We start from the raw sequence: 20,711 nt of genomic DNA on the forward strand, positions 1-20,711 counted from the left end.
CGAAGTGATGATCTCACCTGACTCTGATCTTGATCCCGAAGTCTCCGAGGGTCCGGATAATCTTCGTGTCCCACTCGCCCATGGTCAGCGGACCCTTCGACCGGTTGCACGAACGGCACGACACGGCGCCGTTGGACGCGACTCCCAGCCCACCCTGCGACTTCGGGACCACGTGGTCGATCTGCGCGTCGTCATGCTGGCCCGGCACGCCCTTCTCGGAAGGACGTCTCGTGACCTCCTTGCCGCAATACTCGCACTTGTACACCCCGCCGTTCGCTTCGGCGTTCGCCGCGTAGACCTTCTCCCGCTCGACGTCGGTGAAGTCCGAGCCGCAGTTGTGGCCGAGTACGGGGACGAGGCCAGCGAGCACATAGTACGTGTGGACCACATCGACCGTGAGGTCGTAGCTGGTCCTAGGCCCGGTGTGGGTGGTGACCCCGGTGACGACCGTTTTGCTGCCGTCGGCGGTAGCCAGGTCGTCGCCTGTGGCCAGGTCAACGGCGTCTTGCCAGGTGTGGGTGGTGGCGTCCCAGAACTGGTGTCCGGCCGTCGTGTGGACTACGGCCTCGGCGCCGTCGGAGCCGCGGACGGTGACGTCGGCGAGGTCGAGGTCGTTGTTGACGTGGAGGGCGGTGACGGTGTGTTCACCCTGTTCGCCGGTGCCGGGGTCGGCGGCGACGACTCGGTCGCCGACGTGGATGTCCTTGATGGGCTTGGTGAGGCCGCCTGCCATCAGGACGCGGGTGGCGCCGTCGAAGCTGTGGCAGCCGCTGGATGAACTCTCCGACGGGGGTCTGCCTGAGCTGCCGGAGGGCTTGGGGGTGCCTGCGGTGTCGGCGGCGGTTCGGCCGCTGCCTGCGGCTGCCTTGCCACCGCCGGTGTCGGTGGCGGCGCGGACCGCGTCGGAGGCGGTGGCTTCGGCGGTGCCTCGGCCGAAGGCGCCTGCGGCGGCCTTGGCGGCGTAGCCGAGGACTTTGCCGCCCGCGTAGCCGAGGGGGCCCATGACGGCGCCGACGCCGCCGCCGGTGAGGGCGGCCATGCCGAGGTCGCTCCAGGAGAACTGGCCGGACTGGGCGGCTTGGACGCCGTAGGCGGCCGCTCCCCCGGCGGCGCCTGCGAGGGCTCCGCAGCCGGCGGCGCCCGCGACCGCGCCGATCCCGGCGGTCGGGATGCCGATGACGGCCTCGCAGCCGAGGAACACCGCGGTGGAGACGACGAAGTCGACGATGGCGGGGGCGTGGTTCTCGACCCACTGGGTCGCCGACGTGACCGCTGTCTGGGCGGCGTTGTAGGCGGTGGCGACCCCCACCCTGACGGTGTCGACGACGTCGGCGGCGAACTGGGTGACCGTCTCGAGGGTCTTCTGGGCGACGCTTTGCAGTTCGTGGTAGGCCTCGACGACGGCGGCGCGGCCGGTTTGGTAGAGGTCGTCGATCTGGTCGGCGACGGTGGTCACGGCGTGGCGGACGGCGCCTGCCGCCGCCTTCGCGGCCGTGGCTCCCGCGTCGTAGACCTTGCCGGCGACCTTGGCCACGGCCTGGCCGACTCCCTTGGCGGCGTTGCCGACGGCTTTGGCGCCCGCGGCGACCTGTCTGCCGAGCCACTTCGCCGCGTCGGACACCGCGTGGCCGACCGCAACGGCGGCGTGGCCGACGGCGACCGCCGCGGTCTTGACGCCGTTCCACGCCCAGTTCACCGCGTCGGACGCGGTGTTCCACGCCCAACTCGCGGCGTCCGACGCGGTGTTCCAGGCCCAACTCGCCGCGTCGGTGGTGGCGTTCCAGGCCGTGTCGGCGGCGCTGGTGACGCCGTCCCAGGCGTCGCAGGCCCAGCCCCAGAACCCGCCGCAGGTGCCGCTGGTGTCGGTGCCGTTGAGCGGGTTGTTGCCGAGGTAGGCGTAGCGGTGACCGGCGATGGGGGTCGGGACGGGTGAGTTGTCGGCGGTGTCGCGGGTGGTGAACTGGCCGATCCCGGGGCTGTACCAGCGGGTGCCCATGTTGACCTGGCCGTTGCCCTGCTCGGTCCACCCCGACTGGAAGCCCAGGTTGCCGATCGGGGTGCTCGACGCGGTCTTCGCGCCCCACGGGTCGTAGCTGGTGGACCCGCCGAGCGACGAACCCGCCGCCGAGAAGGTGCCGATGACGTCGTCGTGCTGGTCGGTGTACGCCAGCTCCGACCGGCCGCCCTGTTTGACGCCGAGCAGGTCGTCGCCGGGGCCCCGGCTGTACAGCGCGGTCCCGTCGCTCACGACCGAGTTGCCGGTGCCGCTGTAGACCATCTGCCGGGCGCTCTGGCCCATGGTCGTGGCGGTGTTGACCCGACCGAAGGCGTCGTAGGTGTAGGTCTGCACACCCCGGGTGATCTCCTCGTCGAACGCGTTCGAGGTGATCTGGGTCGTGTTGCCCGCCGTCGTGATGCCCGACAGCGTTCCGCGCGCGGTGTAGGCGTAGTCGCTGGTGCCGTCGTTGAGCAGTTGGTTGCGGGCGTTGTAGGTGAAGGTCTTCGACCCGGCCTGGGTGCGGTTGCCGGAGGCGTCGTAGCCGTAGTTCGTCGTGGTCGAGCCCGTGGTCCAGGAGGTCAACCGGCGGGCCTGGTCGTAGGTGTAGGTGTTGTTCGACGCCCCCGCGGCCCCGGTGGTGTTCTTCGAGGTCATGTCGCCGTTGCCGTTGTAGCCGTAGGCGATCGAGGCGACCTGCGCCCCTCCGGCCGTCTTGACCACGTCGGAGGTGAGCTGCCGCAGGTCGTCGTAGCCGAAGGTGCGGACGTTGCCGCCGGTGCCGTAGGTGATCTTCGACAGCAGCGACGCCTGGCCGTAGTCGTAGGTCAACTGCGCGCCGGTCAACGGGTCCGACGCGGTGTGCAGGCGACCTGAGCTGTCGTAGCCGTAGTTGGCGGTACCGGCGGCGTCCGTGCGCTGGGTCAGTCGACCGCCGTTGTCGTAGGCGAAACCGGCCGTCCCGCCCGGACCCGCGGTGGTCAGCACCATGCCGCGGTCGTCGTAGGTGTAGTTGTTGGTCGTCCCACCCGGCGCCGAGGCCGAGGTGACGCGACCGGCCAGGTCGTAGCCGAAGGTCCGGTCGATCGTGCCCGCGGCCGCGCCGGTGCCGGTCTGCTTGGTGACCCGGTCCATGTCGTCGTAGGTGAACGACGTGCTCACCCCGCCCGGCGAGGTCCGACCGGTCAGTCGACCGTTGAAGTCGTAGCTCGCCGTGAACGTGCGGTCCGTGGCGTTCGGGTACTGCGTGGTGGCGGGCTCCACGATCTGGCGGGGCAGGTTCCACGCGTTGTAGACGGTCTTGAAGACCCCGCCGCGGCCGTCGGTGAACCGGGTCAGGTTGCCCGAATTGTCATACCCGTACGACGACGTGATCGAACTGGTCGACGTGACCGGTTGGACGGTCTGGGTCAACCGGTCCAGGTCGTCGTAGGAGTAGGTGGTGGTCGCGCCTGCCGCGTCGGTCTGGGTCAGCAGCCTGCTGCCCTTGTCGTAGGTCGCCTTGACCTCGTTGAGCGTGGCGCCGTTCTTGGTTTTCTTGACCGAGGTCGCGTTGCCCAGGTCGTCAAAGGTCGTCTCGCTGGTGAGGCCGTCGGCCTGGTAGGCGCGGAACGGCCTGCCCAGGTGGTCGTAGCTGAAAGACGTCATGAAGCCGGTGGGGTCGATCTGCCAGGCCACCTGGCCGAGGGTGTCGTACTCGTAGGTGGTGCTGCCCGACCCGGGCGACGCCACGCCCCGCACCTGGTTGTAGTCGTTGTAGTCGAACGTCGTGGTGGCCGCGTGCGGGGTGGGCTGGCGGATCACCTCGGTCGCGGTCAGCGGTTTGCCGAGGTGGTTGTAGGTCGCCTGGGTGACCGCGCCGGTCGGGTCCGTCGTGGACAGTCGCTCGCCGTTGGTGTCATAGGTGTAGGTGGTGACACCGCCGTCGCGGGCCACGACCTTCGAAAGATCACCGAGCTGCGTGTAGGAGTACGTGGTCGCCTTGCCGAACGAGTCCTTGACCTCGGTCAACTGGCCCAACCCGTTGTAGGCGTTGGTCTTCGTGGCCGTGGACGTACCCGGGGCCCGCACCGAGGTGACCCGGCCCCCCGCGTCGTAGGCGGTCCTGGTCACGCCTCCGTTGGGGTTGACCTCCTCGACCTGCTCGCCGAAGGTGCTGTACCCGTACTTGCTGTTCGGCTGGGTCGCGCCGGGCGCGTCGACCCCGTTCTCCACCTGCACCTGTGGGGCGAGGACGGAGAACACCTTGCCCGCGTCGTCGTAGGAGTAGGTGGTCACCCGCCCCAGTGGGTCGGTCACCGTGGTCGGCAGGCCGAGCTGGTTGCGCACGGTCGTGGTGGTGACCGGCCCGGTCGCGGTCGACACCGTCTGGGTCAACGCCAGACCGGACGGGTCGTAGGTGGCCGAGGTGACCCGGGTCTTGCCCGCTCCGGTGGTGGTCTGCTTGGTGATCTTGTCGTCGGCGGAGAACTCGTAGGCGGTGCGGCGGATGCCGTCCGGGTCGGTCACGGCCGCGGTGCGGCCCGCGGCGTCGATCTCGTAGAGGACAGAGGTGGCGCCGTTGTCCTTGCTCTGCCCGGTCAGGTGGCCCGCGCCGTCGTAGCTGTCCATCTCCAGGCCCATCTCGGAGGTGTTGGGCCCGACCCGGATGACCTGGAAGACCTTGCCGTCGTCGTAGTAGGTGTAGCGGGTCCGCCTGCCCATCGAGTCGGTGATCGACGCGAGCCGTCCCGCCGGGTCGTACGCCCGCGACGACTCCACCAGGTCGGTGGGTGTGCCCGGGTTGTTCGGGTCACCGCGGTAGCCGACCAGGGTTTGCGTCAGCAGCTTGTGGTTGGGGTCGTAGGCATAGCGGACGACGTTGCCCGCGGGGTCGGTGTCCTTGGACTTGTTGCCGTAGACGTCGTACTCGTAGGTCCACGACGCGTTCGTCGCGTCCGTGACACCGGTCAACTGGCCGCGCGGGTTGTACGTCGAGTGGACGACGCGGCTGGTGTCACCGCCGGTGATGTCGTCGACCGTCTGGATCGTGGCGTTGCCGTCGAGGTCGTAACCGGTGGTGGCGCGTGCGGTGTGGGTCACCCCGGAGACCCGGTCGCGGACACCCGGGTCGGTCTGCACGGACACCAGACCCAGGTTGTTGTACTCGTAGCGCGAGGTCCGCTCCACGCCGTCGGCGACGACGTGCCTGGCGGTCATCCGGCCGAGGTTGTCGTACTCGTAGTCGGTGACCACGCCCGCGGCGTCGGTCGAGGAGTAGACGTCGCCCGCGGCGGTGTAGAGGGCCGTCTGGACCGAGCCGCCGGGCGTGGTCGTCTTCGTCGGCAACCCCGGCGGTGGGTCGACCCCGTTGGCGCCTTGGGCGGTGTACTCGAAGGTCATCGTGCGGCCGTTGGGGAACCCGGCCACCGGTGGGGTCTGCACCGAGGTCTGGTTGCCGAACGCGTCGTAGCCGAACGTGGTCTTGTACCGGTTGTCGGTGGGCCCGGTGGTCCGGCCGTCCCGGGTGGAGGCGACCAGCCCGTACTGGGGATCGCCCGCGGCCGCGGAGGTGTAGGAGTAGTAGGTCGTGGAGCAGTGCTGCAACTGGATGCTCTGGCAGGTGGTGACCGAACTGGTCTGCCCGTTGCTCGCGTTGTGCGTGGTGACCGTGGTGTTCCCGTTGGGGTCCACCACCGTCTGCAGGTTGCCCGACTCGTCGTAGCCGTAGCGGGTCGCGTTGCCCAGGGCGTCGGCGCGGGAGAGCATCCGGTTGCCCATCCGCGGGTCGTGCGTCTGGACCAGGGCCTTGCCGGTGGGGTCGGTGACCGTCACGGACAGCACCGGGGAGGTGCCCGTGGCGCGCTGCCCCGCCTGCCAGATCGCCTTGATCTTGTCCGCGTTCACGCTGGACGGGAAGTAGGCGACGTCGGAGATGGAACCGGAGAAGAACGTCGCGGTGGCCGAGCCGCCTGTGCCGCTGCGGTTCTGGTCCGGCCAGGTGCCGCCGAGGAAGCCCGCGCCGACCAGGGTCACGACCGTCGACGACAGGTCGACCGGGTCGACGGTGCCGCCGCGGCTGCCCACGGACACCCCGTCGAGGTAGAGGCCCTGGCTCCCGGCGCCCGCGGTGAGGACCACGTGGTGCCAGAGGCCGTCGTCGACCGCGTTCGGTGACGACATGGTGGTGGCGTTGCCGTCCCAGAACTTGCCCTGCAGCTTGCCGTCGTTGCCGACGTAGAGCGCCGGGGTGTAGTTGGCGCTGCTCGTCGCGCCCGGTGTCACGGCTTGGGCCTGGTAGCTGAACAGCACGCCGTTGCGGGCCGAGGTGCGGAACCACATCGAGATGGTCTGGGACGCGCCGGAGCCCTTGGTGCCCACCACATAGGTGCGGGACAGGTCCAGTGCCGAGGACGTCCCGTTGAACGACGCGGCCGTGCGGTCGCTGAACGGGCCCGGCCCGCCGAGGGTGACCGACTGGTACTCGGCGGCCCCGCCGTTGACCTCGTTGCGGGGCGTGGTGCCTGCCATGTCGGCGAGCCGCCAGTAGTCCCGGGGCGCGGCGCCGAGCACCGCGCCCGCGTAGACCTGGCTGGAGCCGGTCACGGTCGGGTTGCCGACCGACCAGTTGCCGCCCGCGCTGTCGACCACCGACGACACGCGGCCGCCTGCCGGGTCGTAGCTGGTGAAGCTGTACGCGCCGCCGCCGGGCTTGTTGACCGTGGTCATCGAGTTGGCGACGGTGCGGCCGGTGTCGGCGAGTTTGGTGACCGCCGCCGGGTCCAGCACGTGGTTGAAGTACGCGACGTCGGAGATCGACCCGGTGAAGGTGCTGCGGACACCCTGGTACGAGGTCGACGGGTTGGGCTGGTCCGGCCACTGCCAGCCGAGGAAACCCGCGCCGACGTAGGTGTAGCGCAGCGCGTCGATGGTGACCGACCGGGTCTTGGTCTGCGTGCCGACCTGGCCGCCGTCGACGAACAGGGTGTAGCTGTCGTGGGTGTTGGACAGCACCACGTTGTGCCACTGGCCGTCGGCGAGGCTGCCCGCGGTGACGACGGGGCTCGGTGTGTTCTGGCCGTCCTGGTAGGGGGTCGCGTAGATCTTGCCGCTGGAACCCATGTACAGCACGGGGAGGTAGCTCTCCGTGCTCGACGAGTTCGCCGTCACCGACTGCCCGTTGTAGGACAGCAGCACGCCCGGCCGGGCGTAGTCGGCCTTGAACCACAGGCTGATCGACCGGTTGTCCGGCTCGTCGTAGAGGGTGTTCGGCAGGGTGACCGACCCGGTGAGGCCGTTGAACCCGACCGAGCGCGCCGTGGAGCCCGCGATGCCGCCGGGCTGGTTGAACGCCACGGAGTTGTAGGTGCCGTTGGTGGTGTTCTGGTTCAGCACCACCGAGTCACCGGCCGTGGTGCCGGAGGTCTCCCCCAGCCGCCAGTAGTTCGTCGGCGAGTTGTCCAGGACCGCGCTGGGGTACTGGGTCGTGGCCGTGTAGCCGTAGTGGGTGCAGCCGGTCGCGGTGCCCGGCGGCGTGCCGGGCGCGGGGACGGTGACCCCGGGTGGGCAGGCGTCGGTGAGCTTGTCGCCGGAGTAGGCGTAGTGCCAGACCAGGGCGCTGCCGGGGACGTTCGGGTTGACCGGGTCGGTGCTGACGGTGTCGATGTGCGGGCGCAGCGCGCCGGACGGGGTGGTCCAGGTCAGGGTGAGCGACCGGCCGGACGCGCCGGTCAGCGACGCCAGCCGGGTCCCGGAGTAGGTGAAGGTCAACTCACGGGACGCGGCGTCGACGATGCTGGTGAGGCCGAAGCCGGTCGACAACTGCTTGCCGTAGAGCCGGGTGGTGTCCTTGTCGTCGACCATCCGGTACCCGCCCGCGGGCAGGCTGAAGAGTGTGGCGGAACGGCCGGGTGGCGAGACCAGGGTGCCGTCCGGGTTCCGGCCGAACACGATCTGCTGACCGTTCGCGTCGGCGACCGTGACCGTCATGATCGTGGTGCCGACCCGCTGCTCGGTGACGCGGCTGTCGTAGAGGCTCGACCAGCCGAGGCCGAACGCGTTGTCCAACCGGGTGTCGACGCTGTTGTAGGTCCGCTGCACCGACAGCGACGGCCCCACCGTCGACACCTCGGCGTCGGTAGCGGCGGACATGAAGTTGCCCACCACCGGGTCGTAGCCGCGACCGTCCTGGTTGGCCCCGAGCGACCTGGACACCGCGGGTTGCGGGATCGTCGTGGTGAAACTCTTGAACTCGACCTCGTCCGCGGGTTGGTCGCGGTAGCCGTCGTTGGCGATCGCTGTCCACAAGTAGGTCCGGTTCCACTTCAACACACCCGGGGCGATGGTGTGGCTCGACTGGGTCGAGTTGGGGTCGGGCAGGGTGACGACCTCGTCGACGACGTTGTTCGACGTGTCGTACACCCGCCACAGGTAGCTCAGCGGGCCGGGCCAGTTGTCCGGGTCGTAGCCGGACACCGACAGGGTCGGGGTCAGCGTGGGCGCGGCGTAGGCGTTGGCGGGCCACATGTCGGTGATGACGGGGGCCTCGTCGGCGACCCAGTCCATCGTCAGGTACGCCTGCCGGACACCGGCGTTGGAGCTGGCGAGGACTTTCTTACCCGTGGAACCGGCGTCGGTGGTGATGGCCAGGCCCCAGTTGACCTGGGTGCCGCCGTTCCACCGGATCTGGTTCGGGTCCAGGGTGATCTGGACCCACTGGCCGTCGTTGATGTTCTGGCTGGTGTTCGCGCACGCCGTGGCGGTCGCGACGTTGACCTGACCGACCTGCGCGCCCAGCGTCGGGCGGGTGGCCCAGGTGACCGAGTTCGGCGACCAGTAGCTGTTGACCAGCGAGACCTGCATCGGCTTGGCGGCGCAGGTCACGGAGTAGACGACGAACACGTTCAGCGTCACGGCGGTCAGGCGCTGACCAGGGAACGCCGTGGTGACCTGGTCGAACGAGACCAGCGACTCGGTGTTCGAGCCGATGTTCATCGTCATCGACGACGACTGGTCGCCCACCTCGGGGCTGGCGACCCAGGTGGAGGAGTTGGCGAAGATCGCGCCCATGGACGGGTCGACGACCACCGGGTACACCCGGGCCGGGTCCGAGAGCCACTTCTTGTCGGCGGTGACCTTGAGCGAGGTCGTGGCGCCGGTCTTGACCAGCTCGTAGGTGATCGCGCTCGACTCGGCGACACCGTCCTGCCTGGTGTCGTGCATGGTTCCGCGCGGGATCCGCAGCTCGACCTTGCCCGCCGCGTCGACGAAGTCCACGGCGCCGTTGGCCAGGCGCGGGGTCAGACCGGTGGTGGTCAGCGGGAACGTCCACGAGTTCGTCGCGGCTCGGGTGCGCAGGACCAGCGACTCCTTGACGCCCGCGGGAGTGGAGTCCAGGGTCAGGTCGGTGGCGGGCAGGACCTCGGCGAAGTCCACAGTGGATGGATCGTCGGTGGACGCCTTCGCCGCCCTGGCGCCGGTGAGGGAGTAGGACACCGACTCCCTCGGGCCGGTGCCGACCGTGACCAGCGCCGGGTCGTTCGCGGTGGGCGCGATCTCCACCGTGATCCCGGACTTGCGCGGCCGCAGCCGACCATCCGGCCCGGCCTGCAGAGTGGTGTCGGCGTCGGCGGGGGCCTCGGCGGCGTTCGCCTGCTTCCTGGGTGTCGGGTAGTCCTTGTCGGTCCGCGACCCGTCGGCGTTGGCGAACACCTGGTGTTTGGGGGTGCTGCCCGCGCTCACCGGCTTGCTGGTCTTGGGGTCGAAATGCGCGGCCTTCGGCCCCACGGGAGTGGTGTGCTGCTTGCGCTTGTCCGCGGGGGGCTCGTAGGCGGCCGAGTCACCGGCCGACTTGACCTGCTTGGTCTTCGCGGCGAGCTTCTTCTCGTCCAGCTTGGCCCTGGTCGCGTCGGTCGGCACGTAGTGGTCCAGACCGGCGGCCGTCCCGGTGACCTGCTTCGGCGTGTCCAGCGGGTCCGCCGAAGCCGACCCCGGCACCAACCACGCCAACGCCGAAGACCACCCCGGCCACCCCGACCGCCCCAACTGATCCGCGGCGCCGGGGGACACCGCCACCGGGACCACCAGGAAGACGACCAGCAGTGCCGCCGTCCAGACCGTTCGCCTGGTCCCGTACCTACCGCGCATGCCCATTCTCCCCAGTCAGAGTCAGCGGGAAAAGTAAGCAGCGCTCACGTCGTTTGAGGGCTTGTCCGGTGAACAACGAACAGCCGGGTGACTCCCAAGTGTCGTAAAAACGCAGGTAAACCGGACGATCTGGCATGGACCGGACGGTTTGGAGGGTGTGGGTCCATGATCACGCCGGTCTGAGCAGCCCCCGAATCCAGCCTAGTTTCGGGTGGCCACGGAGCCGGCGGGGTGCGACACGGCTGGGGACGGGTGGGTGGGATGTGGGTAACTCGGCGGTGGGGGTGTGGTTTGTTCTTGTGTCCACATTGCTGTCGGGTGTCCACAGCGGGGCGGGGGGGCGGGCCGTGTTGTCGGCGTTCTTGCCTAGGCTGGATTCGGGGGCTGCTCAGGTGGGGTGGCGGGGGGTGGGGTGAAGGTCATGTCCTTGGCGATGGGGGTGCGTCGGAGGGTGAGGGTGTCCAGGAGGTAGTTCATCGTGGCCTGCCAGGGTGGGCGGGAGCCGTGGCGTGGCAGGTGGTCGAGGGCGCGGACGGCGTAGCCGGAGGTGAGTCCCTTGAAGGCGGTGATCGCGATCTCCGGGCCGGGGGTGGACGGGGTGGCGGCGGCGATGGCGTTGTCGGTCATGTGCCGCAGGAGTTTGCACACGTAGTCGGCGACCAGGTCGAGTTTGAGGGTCCAGGTGGCGTTGGTGTAGCCGAGGACGTAGACCATGTTCGGCACGCCAGCCAGCATCATGCCGCGGTAGGTGACCGTCTCGGTGGTGCGGATGGGGCGGCCGTCGACGGACAGGGTTGCCTCGCCGAAGAGGTGCAGGTTGAAACCCGTTGCGGTGACGAGGATGTCGGCCTCAACACTGTCTCCTGAGGACAGTTGTATCCGGTCGCGGGTGAAACCGGTGATGGTGTCGGTGACCACGGTGGCCCTGCCGTCGGACACCGCCGTGAAGAAGTCGCCGTCGGGGACCATGCACATGCGTTGGTCCCACGGGTCGTAGCGGGGGGTGAAGTGGACCTCGACCAGGTAGCCCGCGGGCAACGCGGACCGCGCTGCCCGCAACAATACGCCGCGCATGAACCGCGGGTAGCGTTGGCACACTCGGTACATCGCGGTCGCGACGAGGATGTTCTTCCACCGCACCAGTCGGTGCCCGAGTGCGCCCAGCAGGCGCGGGAGCACCTCGACGAGACGATCGGTCGACGGCAGCGGCAGCACGTAACTCGGGGAGCGTTGCAGCATCGTCACGTGCGCGGCCGTGCGTGCCAACGCCGGGACCAGGGTCACGGCCGTGGCGCCGCTGCCCAACACCACGACCCGCTTGCCCGCGTAGTCGAGGTCCTCCGGCCAGGACTGCGGGTGCACGACCCGCCCGGCGAAAGCCTCCACATCCGGCAGCGGCGGACGGTGGCCGCCGTCGTAGCGGTAATAACCGGGGCACATGAGCAGGAACGAACACGTGAACTCCATCTGCTCCGCGCCGTCACGCTCGACCCGCAGAACCCAACGCGACCGCGCGGACGACCAGTCCGCGGCGATCAACCGGTGCCGCAACCACACCCGGCCGTCCACCCCGTACTCGCGCGCGGTGTCCCGCAGGTAGTCCAGGATCGCCGCCCCGGCGGGCATCGTCTCCGGGCGCGTCCACGGCCGGAACCGGTAGCCCAGGGTGTGCATGTCCGAGTCCGACCGCACCCCCGGGTAGCGGAACAGGCTCCACGTGCCGCCCGTCTCGTGGCGGGCCTCCAGGACCGCGTAGTCGGTGCCGGGGCGGTGGCGTTCGAGGTGGCAGGCCATGCCGATCCCGGACAGCCCGGCCCCGACGACCACCACGTCCAGGTGTTCGCCGTCCAAGTGCGCGCGCATGCGCGACAGACTGCCCACCGGCGCGGACATCGGCCAGTCGGAGCCGGTTAAGGCAGGCGGTAGCCGTCGACGACGGTGCTTGAGCCGTCCTCCCACACGACCAGGCCGCTGCGGCCCACGCGGGTGCGTAGCCACTCGGCGGCGTCGGGCCCGTGCGCGTAAGCGGCGGTAGCGTCGATGTCGGCCCACGTCAACGACTCCCCCACCACCGTCACCGACGCGACGGCCGCGGGGGCGCGGCCGGTGCGGGCGTCGACGATGTGCTCGCCGCGGTGCGCGGTGCCGGAGGTGGCGACCGCGCCGGTGGTCACCGGGACGACGGCGATGATCCGGTCCGGGTCGTGCGGGTGTTCCACCCCGATCCGCCACGGGCGCCCGTACGGGTCGAGGGTTCGGCAGACCAGGTCACCGCCCGCCGACAGGCAGAAGTCGGTGTCCGGCAACGCCCGCAGGTGATCGGCCGCGCGGTCGGCGGCCCAGCCCTTCACCACGCCGCTCGGGTCCAGGCCGTCGCGCCACACGTCGAAGGCGCCGGTGGAGTCGCGGCGGGCCTGCTCGCCCAGCGCCAACACCTCCGGTACCTCCGGCGGGCACTCGTCCAAGCCGATCTCACCGCGACCGAGACGGGTGATGTAGGAGTCGTCCCGGTAGGTGCTGAACACGAGGTCGACCGCGCGCAACCGGTTCATGACCGCGGCCCACGCCTCGTGGGCCGCGTCGTCGTCGGTGTGCCTACCGCGCAGGGCGAGGCTGATCGGCATCCCCATGACGTGCTCGACGTAGCGTGCGGTGCTCACAGGCCCGCCTCGTCCAACGCGCCCTGCAGGGACTGGACGTAGCCGTCGCTGGTGACGGTGGCGCCGCTGACCATGTCGATGTCGGAGCTCTGCGCGGACAACGTCTCCTGAACCAGGATGGGCACCGCGCGGGCGTTGATCTCACGGTCGCGGCCGTTGCCGTTGGGCTGCTGCGGCACCGACACGGCGGTGACCTTGCCGTCGGCGACGGTGATCTGCACCTGCACGTTGCCCCAGCGGGTGTCGGCGACCGGGCCGGTGTAGGTCTTGCCCGACGCGGTGGTCCCCGTCGAGCCGGAGCTGCTGCCGCTGCCCGCGGTGCCGGTAGTGCCCGCGGTGCCGTTGGCCGGGGCGATGGCGGAGGACTCCGCGGTCATCGCGCCCGAGGTGGACGTGTGGTAGCCGAACAGCAGCACGACCACGGTCGCGGTGCTCAACAGCCAGAAGACGATGCGTTTCACGGGATCACCACTCGAAGTTCTCGACGTGCAGCCGCTCGGCGGGGACACCGGCGGCCAGCGCCCGCGCCGTCACCGCGGCCGTCCAGGGGGCCGGGCCGCAGACGTAGACGTCGCGGTCGGCGATGTCGGGCACCCACGCGGCCAGGTCCTCCGACCCGCGCACGGCGGTGCCCAGCCACGACCCGTCGTGGCGGCGGTGCCCCGGCAACCACACCAGGTCCAGTCCGCGTTCACGGGCCAGGACATCGAACTCGCGCTCGAACAGCGGCTGCTCGGTGAACCGGTGCAGCACGACGGCGTCACCGGGCGCGTAGGTCATGCCCTCCGCGAGTGCCCGCAGCGGTGTGATGCCGACACCCGCGCCGATCAACGCGACCTTGCGGCGGGTACGCGCGCGGGCGGTGAGCCTGCCGTAGGGTCCCTCGAAGAACACTGGGGTGCCCAGGCGTAGCGACGGGGTCTTCGCGCTGTTGTCGCCCAAGGCTTTAACCGTGATCCGCAGGCTCTTACCGTCGGGTGCGGCCGATAGGGAGTACGGGTTGCCACGCGTCCAGCCCTGCCTGTTGAGGAAGCGCCAACCGAGGAACTGGCCCGCCTCCACCGGCAGCAGGTCCAGGCGGCGCCCGGTGAGGTAGACCGAGAACACGCCGTCCGCCTCCGGCACGACCGAGGTGACCCGCAGCCGGTGCCGCAGATTGCGGGCCACCGGGCCGCCGACCCGCCACACGAGCACGGCGCCGATCGAGGCCGCCCACAACGTCCACCAGAACACCGTGGCCGCCGTCGAGGACAGGAAGTCCTGGCCCGTCCACAGCTGATGGGGCAGGGCGAGCCCCACACCGAGGTACGCGTAGAGGTGCAGCAGGTGCCACGACTCGTAGCGGATGCGGCGCCGCGCGGCCTTGATGCTGGTGACCACGGTCAGCACCAGGCAGACCGTGCCCGCGAGGGCGAGCAGCATGCCCGGGTAGTCGGTGGTCAACTCCCAGAACGTGGCCGGGGTGCGGACCAGGTCACCGGCGGCGTACCCCCAGGTGATCAGGACGATGTGCGCCAACATCAGGTTGAACGAGGTGAACCCGACCAGCCGGTGGACGCGGGCGAGCCGGTCCTGACCGTAGGCGCGTTCGAGCAGCGGGATGCGGGCCATCAGCAGCACCTGGACCAAGAGCAGGTCCGAGGCGAGCAGGCCGGTGAGCCTGCCGGTGGAGGTGAGCCCGGTCGTCCAGCCGGTCAACGCCTGCAAACCGCCACCGGCGGCCCACCAGTAGGCGACCAGCACCAGGCTCGCCCACAGGCCGACGACCGCGGCCGTGCGCACCCCGGTGTCGAAGCGGGCGCGGGCGTCGGGCGGCGCGACCCGCACCCGCGCGGGTTCGGCGACGGCGGTCACGTGCCCGTGTACCCGTCCGGCTGACCGCCGTCCTGCTGGTCACCGCCCTGGCTGTTTTGGTCGTTGTGGCCGCCCTGCTGGCCGGGGCCGCCGCCGGGGAAGCCCTGGCCGCCGAAGCCACCGTCACCGCCGGATTGCGTACGGCCGCCGAACCCGGGGCCGCCGGTGGAGGTGGCACCGGGGGTGTCCGAGGTGACCCGGCCGAGGGCGAAACCACCAGCGCCGCCGACGATCAACAACCCGGCCGCGACCCCGGCGGCCACAGTCCGCCCGACCTGTCGTCGCGGCTTCGGCGGGACCACCGCGGCCGGTGGGACGGGTGGGACTGGAGTGGGGTTCGGGGTCGGCTGGGACCCGGTGGTGGTGGTGGTGGTGTCCTCGGTGGACGGCTCCCACCGCGACCCGCTCGGGGCCTGCTGGGGCTGCTCGCTGTGTCCCTGCATGTCGTTGTGTTCCTGCACGGCATGTCCTTCCGCTCGTTGTCACCAGAATCAGCGGGGCGGCTGAGATCCAGTGGGGAGGAAGCTGTGGGTTGGCTGTGCGGGCGGACGGACCCCGACGACGTCGGGTGTGGTTCAGCCCTGCTGCCTGCCCTGGTCCTGCCGGGTGCCGCGGTTGTCCTGCTCGTCGTTCTGGTCGGTGCCCTGCTGCTTGCCGTCCCGCTGCCGCGGGATGCGGCTCTGCCCCTGCTGCTGGTCCTGCTGGTTCTGGCCCTGGTTGCCCACGCCGGGACCCTGCTCGCCGTTGGGCGCCGACCCCGTCTGGCTGACGCCGGGACGGCCGTGCCCGTGGCCGCCGTCGCCCACGCCGAGCCCGATGGCGAACCCACCGGCACCGCCGAGCACCACCAGTCCGGCGGCGATCGCGGCGACCACGGCCCGGTTGAGCGGGCGGCGGGTCTTCTTCGGCGGCTGGGCCACCGGCGCCTGCGCCACGTACGGCGGCGGGGTGACCGCCTGCTCAGCGGCCGCCTCGGTCTGGTTGGTCTCCGGCTGGGTGTTCTCGGGCTGGTTGTCCACGGGCTGGTTGTCCACTGTGTCGCTCCCTTTGCTCGCTGCCTGTGCCCCCACCTTCGGCGTGGACGCGGGCCGGCATCGAAGAGAGCGCTGTGGGGTCGCTGTGCGTCCGCTGAGCGGAGGTGGCGGTTCGATAGGGTCGGCGTGGCGAGTTGCGGGAGGTCGGATGCGGTACGTGGTCGTCGGCGCGGGTGCGGTGGGGAGTTCGATCGGGGGGAGGTTGTACGCCGGTGGGCATGAGGTGGTTCTTGTTGCCCGGGGTGCTCACGGCGCCGCGTTGCGCGCTGGTGGGCTGACGCTGGTCACTCCGCGCGAGCGTCTGAGGCTGCCGGTCGCGGTGGCTGAGCGGCCGGACGAGGTGGACCTGCGGGTGGACGACGCGCTGATCCTGGCGGTGAAATCGCAGGACACGATCGCCGCGCTTGACGTGTGGGCGGCGCGGCCGGTCGGTGGGGTGACCGCCGGGGAGCGGCTGCCTGTTGTCTGTGCCCAGAACGGGGTCGCGAACGAGCGCATGGCACTACGGCGGTTTCGCAACGTCTATGGGATGTGCGTGATCCTGCCCTCGACGCATCTACGTCCCGGTGAGGTCATCGCCCCCGGTGACCCTTACACCGGTCAGCTCACCCTCGGCCGCTACCCCACCGGCACCGACAGTGTCGTCGAGCAGATCGCGGCGGACATGGAGAAGTCCGGTCTGCTCGCCCCGGTTGTCGCCGACGTGATGCGGTGGAAGTACGCGAAGCTGCTCAACAACCTCGCCAACGCCATCGACGCCGTCACCGGCACCGACGCTCCCGACTTGCGCGCGAGGGCGCGCGCCGAGGCATGGGCGGTCTTTACCGCCGCGGGCATCTCCTGCGTCACCGACGAGGAGTTCGTCACCGCGCGCGGGGGCAACGTCCGGGTCGCCCCGATTGACGGCGTGGACCACAAGTACAGCTCGTCCTGGCAGAGCCTGACCCGCCATACCGGCACCATCGAGGCCGACTACCTCAACGGCGAGATCACCCTCCTCGGCCGCCTGCACGGCGTCCCCACTCCCGTCAACGACGCCCTCACCCGCGCCGCGAACGAGTCCGCCCGCCTGGGTCGCGCCCCGGGCACGCTGACCGTTGACGACCTCACCCGGTTGGTCGCCGCGCACCCGTGACACTGGGCTGTTCGGCGCTGTCGAGGTCCGGGCGCGCGGGAGGACAATCGCGGCTGTGCGAAGGGAGTTGGCACCGTGAAACAGCGTAAGAACCCGGCGGCCTGGGTAGTGGCCCTGCTGCTGGTGTGCACGTGGAGCCCGGCGGCCGTGGTGACCACGCACGGCAACACCGTGCAGGCGGACGGGGTGTACCTGACCAACGGGATCCAGGGCTCGGGCAAGCCGTCCTGACCCGGCGAACGCTCCACTGAGGACAGTCGGGCTTCGGGATCTCTTGGGGCCCGCGCTCTACGGTCTGCCTCCGAACCGGGCCGGGGTGGAGGAGCCATGACCGTCGAACTGTCGTCCGAGTTGCCGTCGTTCCCGATGACCAGGGGGTGTCCCCACCACCCGCCGTCGGGGTGCGCCGGGTTGCGGGCGGACGGCCCGATCAGCCGGGTCCGGTTGGGTGACGGGCGGGCGGTGTGGGCGGTGACCGACCACGCGTTGGCGCGGGAACTGCTGGTGGACACGCGGCTCTCGTCGGACCGGCTGCGGTCGGACTTCCCGGTGCTGGTGCCCAGGATGGCGGCGGCGAAGCTGATCCCGCTGGTGGGGATGGACCCGCCGGTGCACACCCGGCACCGGCGGATGCTCATCCCGTCGTTCACGCTGCCACAGGCCGACCGGTTGCGGCCGGAGATCGAGCGGATCGTGGCCGAGGACATCGACATCGCCGGGGTCGGCATCCACACCGGTGACGGGGTGTACCTGCCCGCCGTGGCGGCGAACCGGACAGCCTCGACGTCGGCCGGGACGCGCGCACCCACGTGGCGTTCGGCTACGGCATCCACCAGTGCCTCGGGCAGAACCTGGCCCGCGCCGAGTTGGAGGTCGCGCTGCGCGGGCTGCTGGGCCGCTTCCCCACCCTGGCCTTGGCCGAACCGGTCACCGACCTTCCGGTGAAGCCGGGTGGGTCGGTGCAGGGCGTGCACCGGCTGCCAGTCGCCTGGTGAACCGAGCGGACCGGGCCGTCCGGTGCCGGTGTGGCACCCGGAGTACGAACCTCGGCCCTGTCCTGCTGGCGCGCCGGGCGGGGTGATCGGGTGGTTGGCGATCCTCGGGCAGGTCCTGTCCGGAACTCCGCTGCCGCCGGGAGACCCGCATGCCCGCTGAGCGGATGTCACTGACCGCCGACCCCAGCCGATGCGTCGGGGCGGGCCACTGCGTGCGGAGCGCGCCTGAGGTGTTCGACCAGTCTGAGGACGGCACAGTCGTGCTGCTGCGTGCTGAGGTTCCTGAGTCGGACGGTGTGCTTGACGCCCTCGACCTGTGCCCCAGCCTGGCGACTCGGCTCGGCTGACCCGCTGCGCTATTTGGGCTTTGTTGGCGGTTGGTCTTGGAGGCTTATTCGGGTGGGTTGATGGGGATTGGGTGTTGACCTGCCCAACGAGGGGGCGGTCCGATTGAGAGAATGTGGTTACCACGCCAACATTCACCAATCGGACCGCCTGACATGTGTCATACCACCGGTCTCACCCGAGACCGTGTCGAGGAATCGTGCGTTCTGATCCATCGTGCCGGGGGCGGTGGGTGGCCGCCGATCCTGGGGTTGTTCCGGTCGGTGGTGGTGACCTTGGCTTACCTACGCCGGAACCGGTTGCAGGCGGAGTTGGCCGAGGCGTACGGCGTGTCGCAGTCGATGATCAGCCGTGCGGTCTCGGCGGTGACCCCGATCCTGGCTCAGGTCCTCACACGGGGCGTTCCGACGGCCGACGATCTCGACGACCGCCGCACCGCTGAATAACCCTCTTGGTGTGAGGGGTCTCTGGGCCTCGGCTGCGCCTCGGGGGTCGGCCTGGTCGCCTTCGGCGACGCCGGCGCTTGGGCGCCAGATTAAAACGGTAGTGCCCGTTGTGGTGAAGTTGTTTTGTTTGGGGCCCCTAGCGGTGGCCTGGGTAAGGCAAAAAGGCGGGGCCACTGGAAAGCGTGGCCTTACCCGCCAGCCGGCTTAGGCCACCGCTCCCCCCAAACAAAACAACTCCACCACAACGGGCGGTTGGGATCGGCGGCTTTCGAGGCGCGCGGTGCTGGATGGTCGCGGTGGGTTCGAGGCGCGCGGGGTGGGTGTGGGTGTGGGGCGCGGGGGGTGCTGGTCTTGTAACCCAACTCATCACGCTTGCTCATGGGTAGTGATCGTGAAAGACAGTTGGACGTGGTGGGGTGGCGGGGGTCATGGTGGGGGGAGCCGGAGTTGGAAGGACTGCGCGATGACCTGTCTTCCCGAATCGCCGCGACCGCTTGTTGAGCTGGGGCTGGATCCCGGTAGGTTGCGCGCCGCGTTTGGCGTTTTTCCCAGTGGTGTGGTTGCGGTGGCTGCCCTGGTTGACGATCGGATCGTTGGTTTGGCGGCGAGTTCGTTCACGTCGGTGTCGCTGGAGCCGCCGCTGGTGTCGTTTTCGATCGCGGCCACGTCGAAGACGTGGCCGGTGTTGCGGCGGGCCGATCATATTGGGGTGACTGTGCTGGCGCAGCATCATGACGTGGTCGCTCGGCAGCTTGCGGGACCGGCCGAGACCCGGTTCGCTGGGTTGGCGACCGCGACTGATCCGCGGGGGGCGGTGACCCTTGCCGATGGGGTTGCGTGGTTCGACACCACCATCGACCGGCATGTCGAGGCGGGTGATCACACCATCGTGTTGCTTCGGCTGCATGCGGTGGCGCATGTGGAGGATCTGCTGCCGCTGGTCTTTCACCGCAGCGGTTTTGGGCTGCGCAGGCAGGCGTGAGCGCGGAAGTGTCCTTTGTGGAGGTCAACGGCCACGGGCAACCCGCTGCGTGACCGACTCGCCCACCATTGGATGAATCGGCGAGGGGGCGGAAACGGGCCGACCGGTCGGCTCGATGGACCGGTCGAACGGCGAATCCTGGTCCCCATCGGCTCTGTCCCAGACAAGCGGAGTGGAGTCGAGATGTCCGATCTCAATGTGAAGCTGACCGCCAGTGTCGATCCGAGTGGCTGCTCGGCCAACGCCTGGGGCACCTTGGTGCACACCATCACCACCGACGAGGCGGCCGCGTTCGGCTTCGGTGACTGGGGCCGGATCCAGGCGGCGTGCGGGGCGGCGATCGGGGAGAACCCCGACGAGTGGTTCCTGCACAGCCCGACCACGCCGCACCCGAACCCCGGGGACCACCGCTACGACGACGCCTACAACGTGTTCGGGTGGCAGCCGGTCACCATGACGTTGCAGTCCACCAAGGCGGAGTACCTCGGCATCGACGCCGAGCCGGTGATCGCCTACCACGTGCAGTGGGACAACGAGGCCGACCACCCGGTGCACTACTCGGCGGGCCTCGCGGTGAACAAGAGCGAGACGGTCAGCCGCACCCAGACGCAGGGCGGCAGTTTCACCAGCACCAGCACGATCGGCGTGAGCGTGGGCATCGAGGGCTTCGGGGACATCAGCGGCGAGCAGTCCTTCAGCTTCGAGAGCAACTGGTCGGACAGCACCACGCACAGCCAGACCATCGAGGTCGGCGTCAACGCGGGCGCCGACAGCGACGTCCCGCCGCACTCGACCGAGACCGCGTACCTGTTCTCCACCCTGGGCAGCGCCCACTTCCGGGTCACCTACCAGGCCAGCCTCAGCGGCACCATCATGGCCATCAACAACGACTGGTACGGCGGCCACGGCTACCGCGGCCTCGACCCGAGTTGGGTCCTGTGGAAAGCGGGTCTGCCCTGGGTCACCACCATCCAGCACGACTACGCCGTCGGCTTCTACTCCGGCACCGAGGTCGACGTGGCGCCCGGCCCGTTCGACCCGCACCACCAGCCCGGCCAGTCCCGCTTCCGCCAGGCGACCCCGATCCTGCGCCAGGCCCCGGTGAGCCGACCGGACCACTCGTTGACGGTGTGATCGGAT

At 69.9% G+C, this 20,711-nt stretch carries 14 protein-coding genes; 7 read left to right on the plus strand and 7 right to left on the minus strand.

The genetic code is table 11. The annotated features are described in order from the left end of the window. Positions 1-13: 13 nt before the first annotated feature. The 7 genes from H504_RS32600 to H504_RS0100525 all read right to left on the minus strand — a co-directional run bounded on the left by H504_RS32600 (position 14) and on the right by H504_RS0100525 (position 15,668). Positions 14-10,120, minus strand: a complete 10,107-nt coding sequence (locus H504_RS32600) for a LamG domain-containing protein (RefSeq protein WP_035302876.1) — start codon at positions 10,118-10,120, stop codon at positions 14-16. Positions 10,121-10,486: 366 nt separating this feature from the next. Next, positions 10,487-11,983 (minus strand): flavin-containing monooxygenase, encoded by a 1,497-nt coding sequence (locus H504_RS0100500; RefSeq protein ID WP_035302878.1) that lies wholly within the window; start codon positions 11,981-11,983, stop codon positions 10,487-10,489. A gap of 47 nt (positions 11,984-12,030) precedes the next feature. Then, positions 12,031-12,780 carry an FAD:protein FMN transferase gene (locus H504_RS32605; RefSeq protein ID WP_245614016.1) on the minus strand — a complete coding sequence of 250 codons (750 nt, stop codon included), beginning with the start codon at positions 12,778-12,780 and terminating at the stop codon, positions 12,031-12,033. After that, complete coding sequence (locus H504_RS0100510) at positions 12,777-13,241, minus strand: FMN-binding protein (protein ID WP_026421158.1); 465 nt, start codon at positions 13,239-13,241, stop codon at positions 12,777-12,779. Before H504_RS0100510 ends, H504_RS32605 begins: the two co-directional genes overlap by 4 nt. A 4-nt stretch (positions 13,242-13,245) precedes the next feature. After that, entirely contained in the window at positions 13,246-14,634 is a 1,389-nt protein-coding gene (locus H504_RS0100515; protein ID WP_026421159.1) for a ferredoxin reductase family protein, read from the minus strand. Beyond that, complete coding sequence (locus H504_RS0100520; protein WP_026421160.1) at positions 14,631-15,095, minus strand: hypothetical protein; 465 nt, start codon at positions 15,093-15,095, stop codon at positions 14,631-14,633. The genes H504_RS0100515 and H504_RS0100520 overlap by 4 nt, the downstream gene beginning before the upstream one ends. A gap of 114 nt (positions 15,096-15,209) precedes the next feature. Beyond that, a complete protein-coding gene (locus H504_RS0100525; RefSeq protein ID WP_026421161.1) occupies positions 15,210-15,668 on the minus strand; it encodes a hypothetical protein in 459 nt (152 codons plus the stop codon). A gap of 148 nt (positions 15,669-15,816) precedes the next feature. Here H504_RS0100525 and H504_RS0100530 point away from each other — a divergent pair, with 148 nt between their 5' ends. The 7 genes from H504_RS0100530 to H504_RS0100560 all read left to right on the plus strand — a co-directional run bounded on the left by H504_RS0100530 (position 15,817) and on the right by H504_RS0100560 (position 20,705). Continuing rightward, positions 15,817-16,803: a ketopantoate reductase family protein gene (locus H504_RS0100530; protein ID WP_026421162.1), complete on the plus strand. Its 987-nt coding sequence runs from the start codon at positions 15,817-15,819 to the stop codon at positions 16,801-16,803. Between the two features lie 75 nt (positions 16,804-16,878). Continuing rightward, a complete protein-coding gene (locus H504_RS40715) occupies positions 16,879-17,034 on the plus strand; it encodes a hypothetical protein (RefSeq protein WP_157440125.1) in 156 nt (51 codons plus the stop codon). Between the two features lie 578 nt (positions 17,035-17,612). After that, a complete protein-coding gene (locus H504_RS43935) occupies positions 17,613-17,798 on the plus strand; it encodes a cytochrome P450 (RefSeq protein WP_211239220.1) in 186 nt (61 codons plus the stop codon). Between the two features lie 149 nt (positions 17,799-17,947). After that, positions 17,948-18,145 (plus strand): ferredoxin, encoded by a 198-nt coding sequence (locus H504_RS0100545; RefSeq protein ID WP_342668745.1) that lies wholly within the window; start codon positions 17,948-17,950, stop codon positions 18,143-18,145. Positions 18,146-18,298: 153 nt separating this feature from the next. Then, entirely contained in the window at positions 18,299-18,589 is a 291-nt protein-coding gene (locus H504_RS43510; protein ID WP_281173576.1) for a transposase family protein, read from the plus strand. A gap of 463 nt (positions 18,590-19,052) precedes the next feature. Continuing rightward, positions 19,053-19,571, plus strand: coding sequence for a flavin reductase family protein (locus H504_RS0100555; RefSeq protein ID WP_051385346.1), 519 nt, complete (start codon positions 19,053-19,055; stop codon positions 19,569-19,571). 183 nt (positions 19,572-19,754) lie between these two features. Beyond that, complete coding sequence (locus tag H504_RS0100560) at positions 19,755-20,705, plus strand: ETX/MTX2 family pore-forming toxin (protein WP_026421167.1); 951 nt, start codon at positions 19,755-19,757, stop codon at positions 20,703-20,705. Positions 20,706-20,711 lie beyond the last annotated feature (6 nt).

It is taken from the genome of Actinokineospora inagensis DSM 44258 (assembly GCF_000482865.1).
Lineage (GTDB): Bacteria > Actinomycetota > Actinomycetes > Mycobacteriales > Pseudonocardiaceae > Actinokineospora > Actinokineospora inagensis.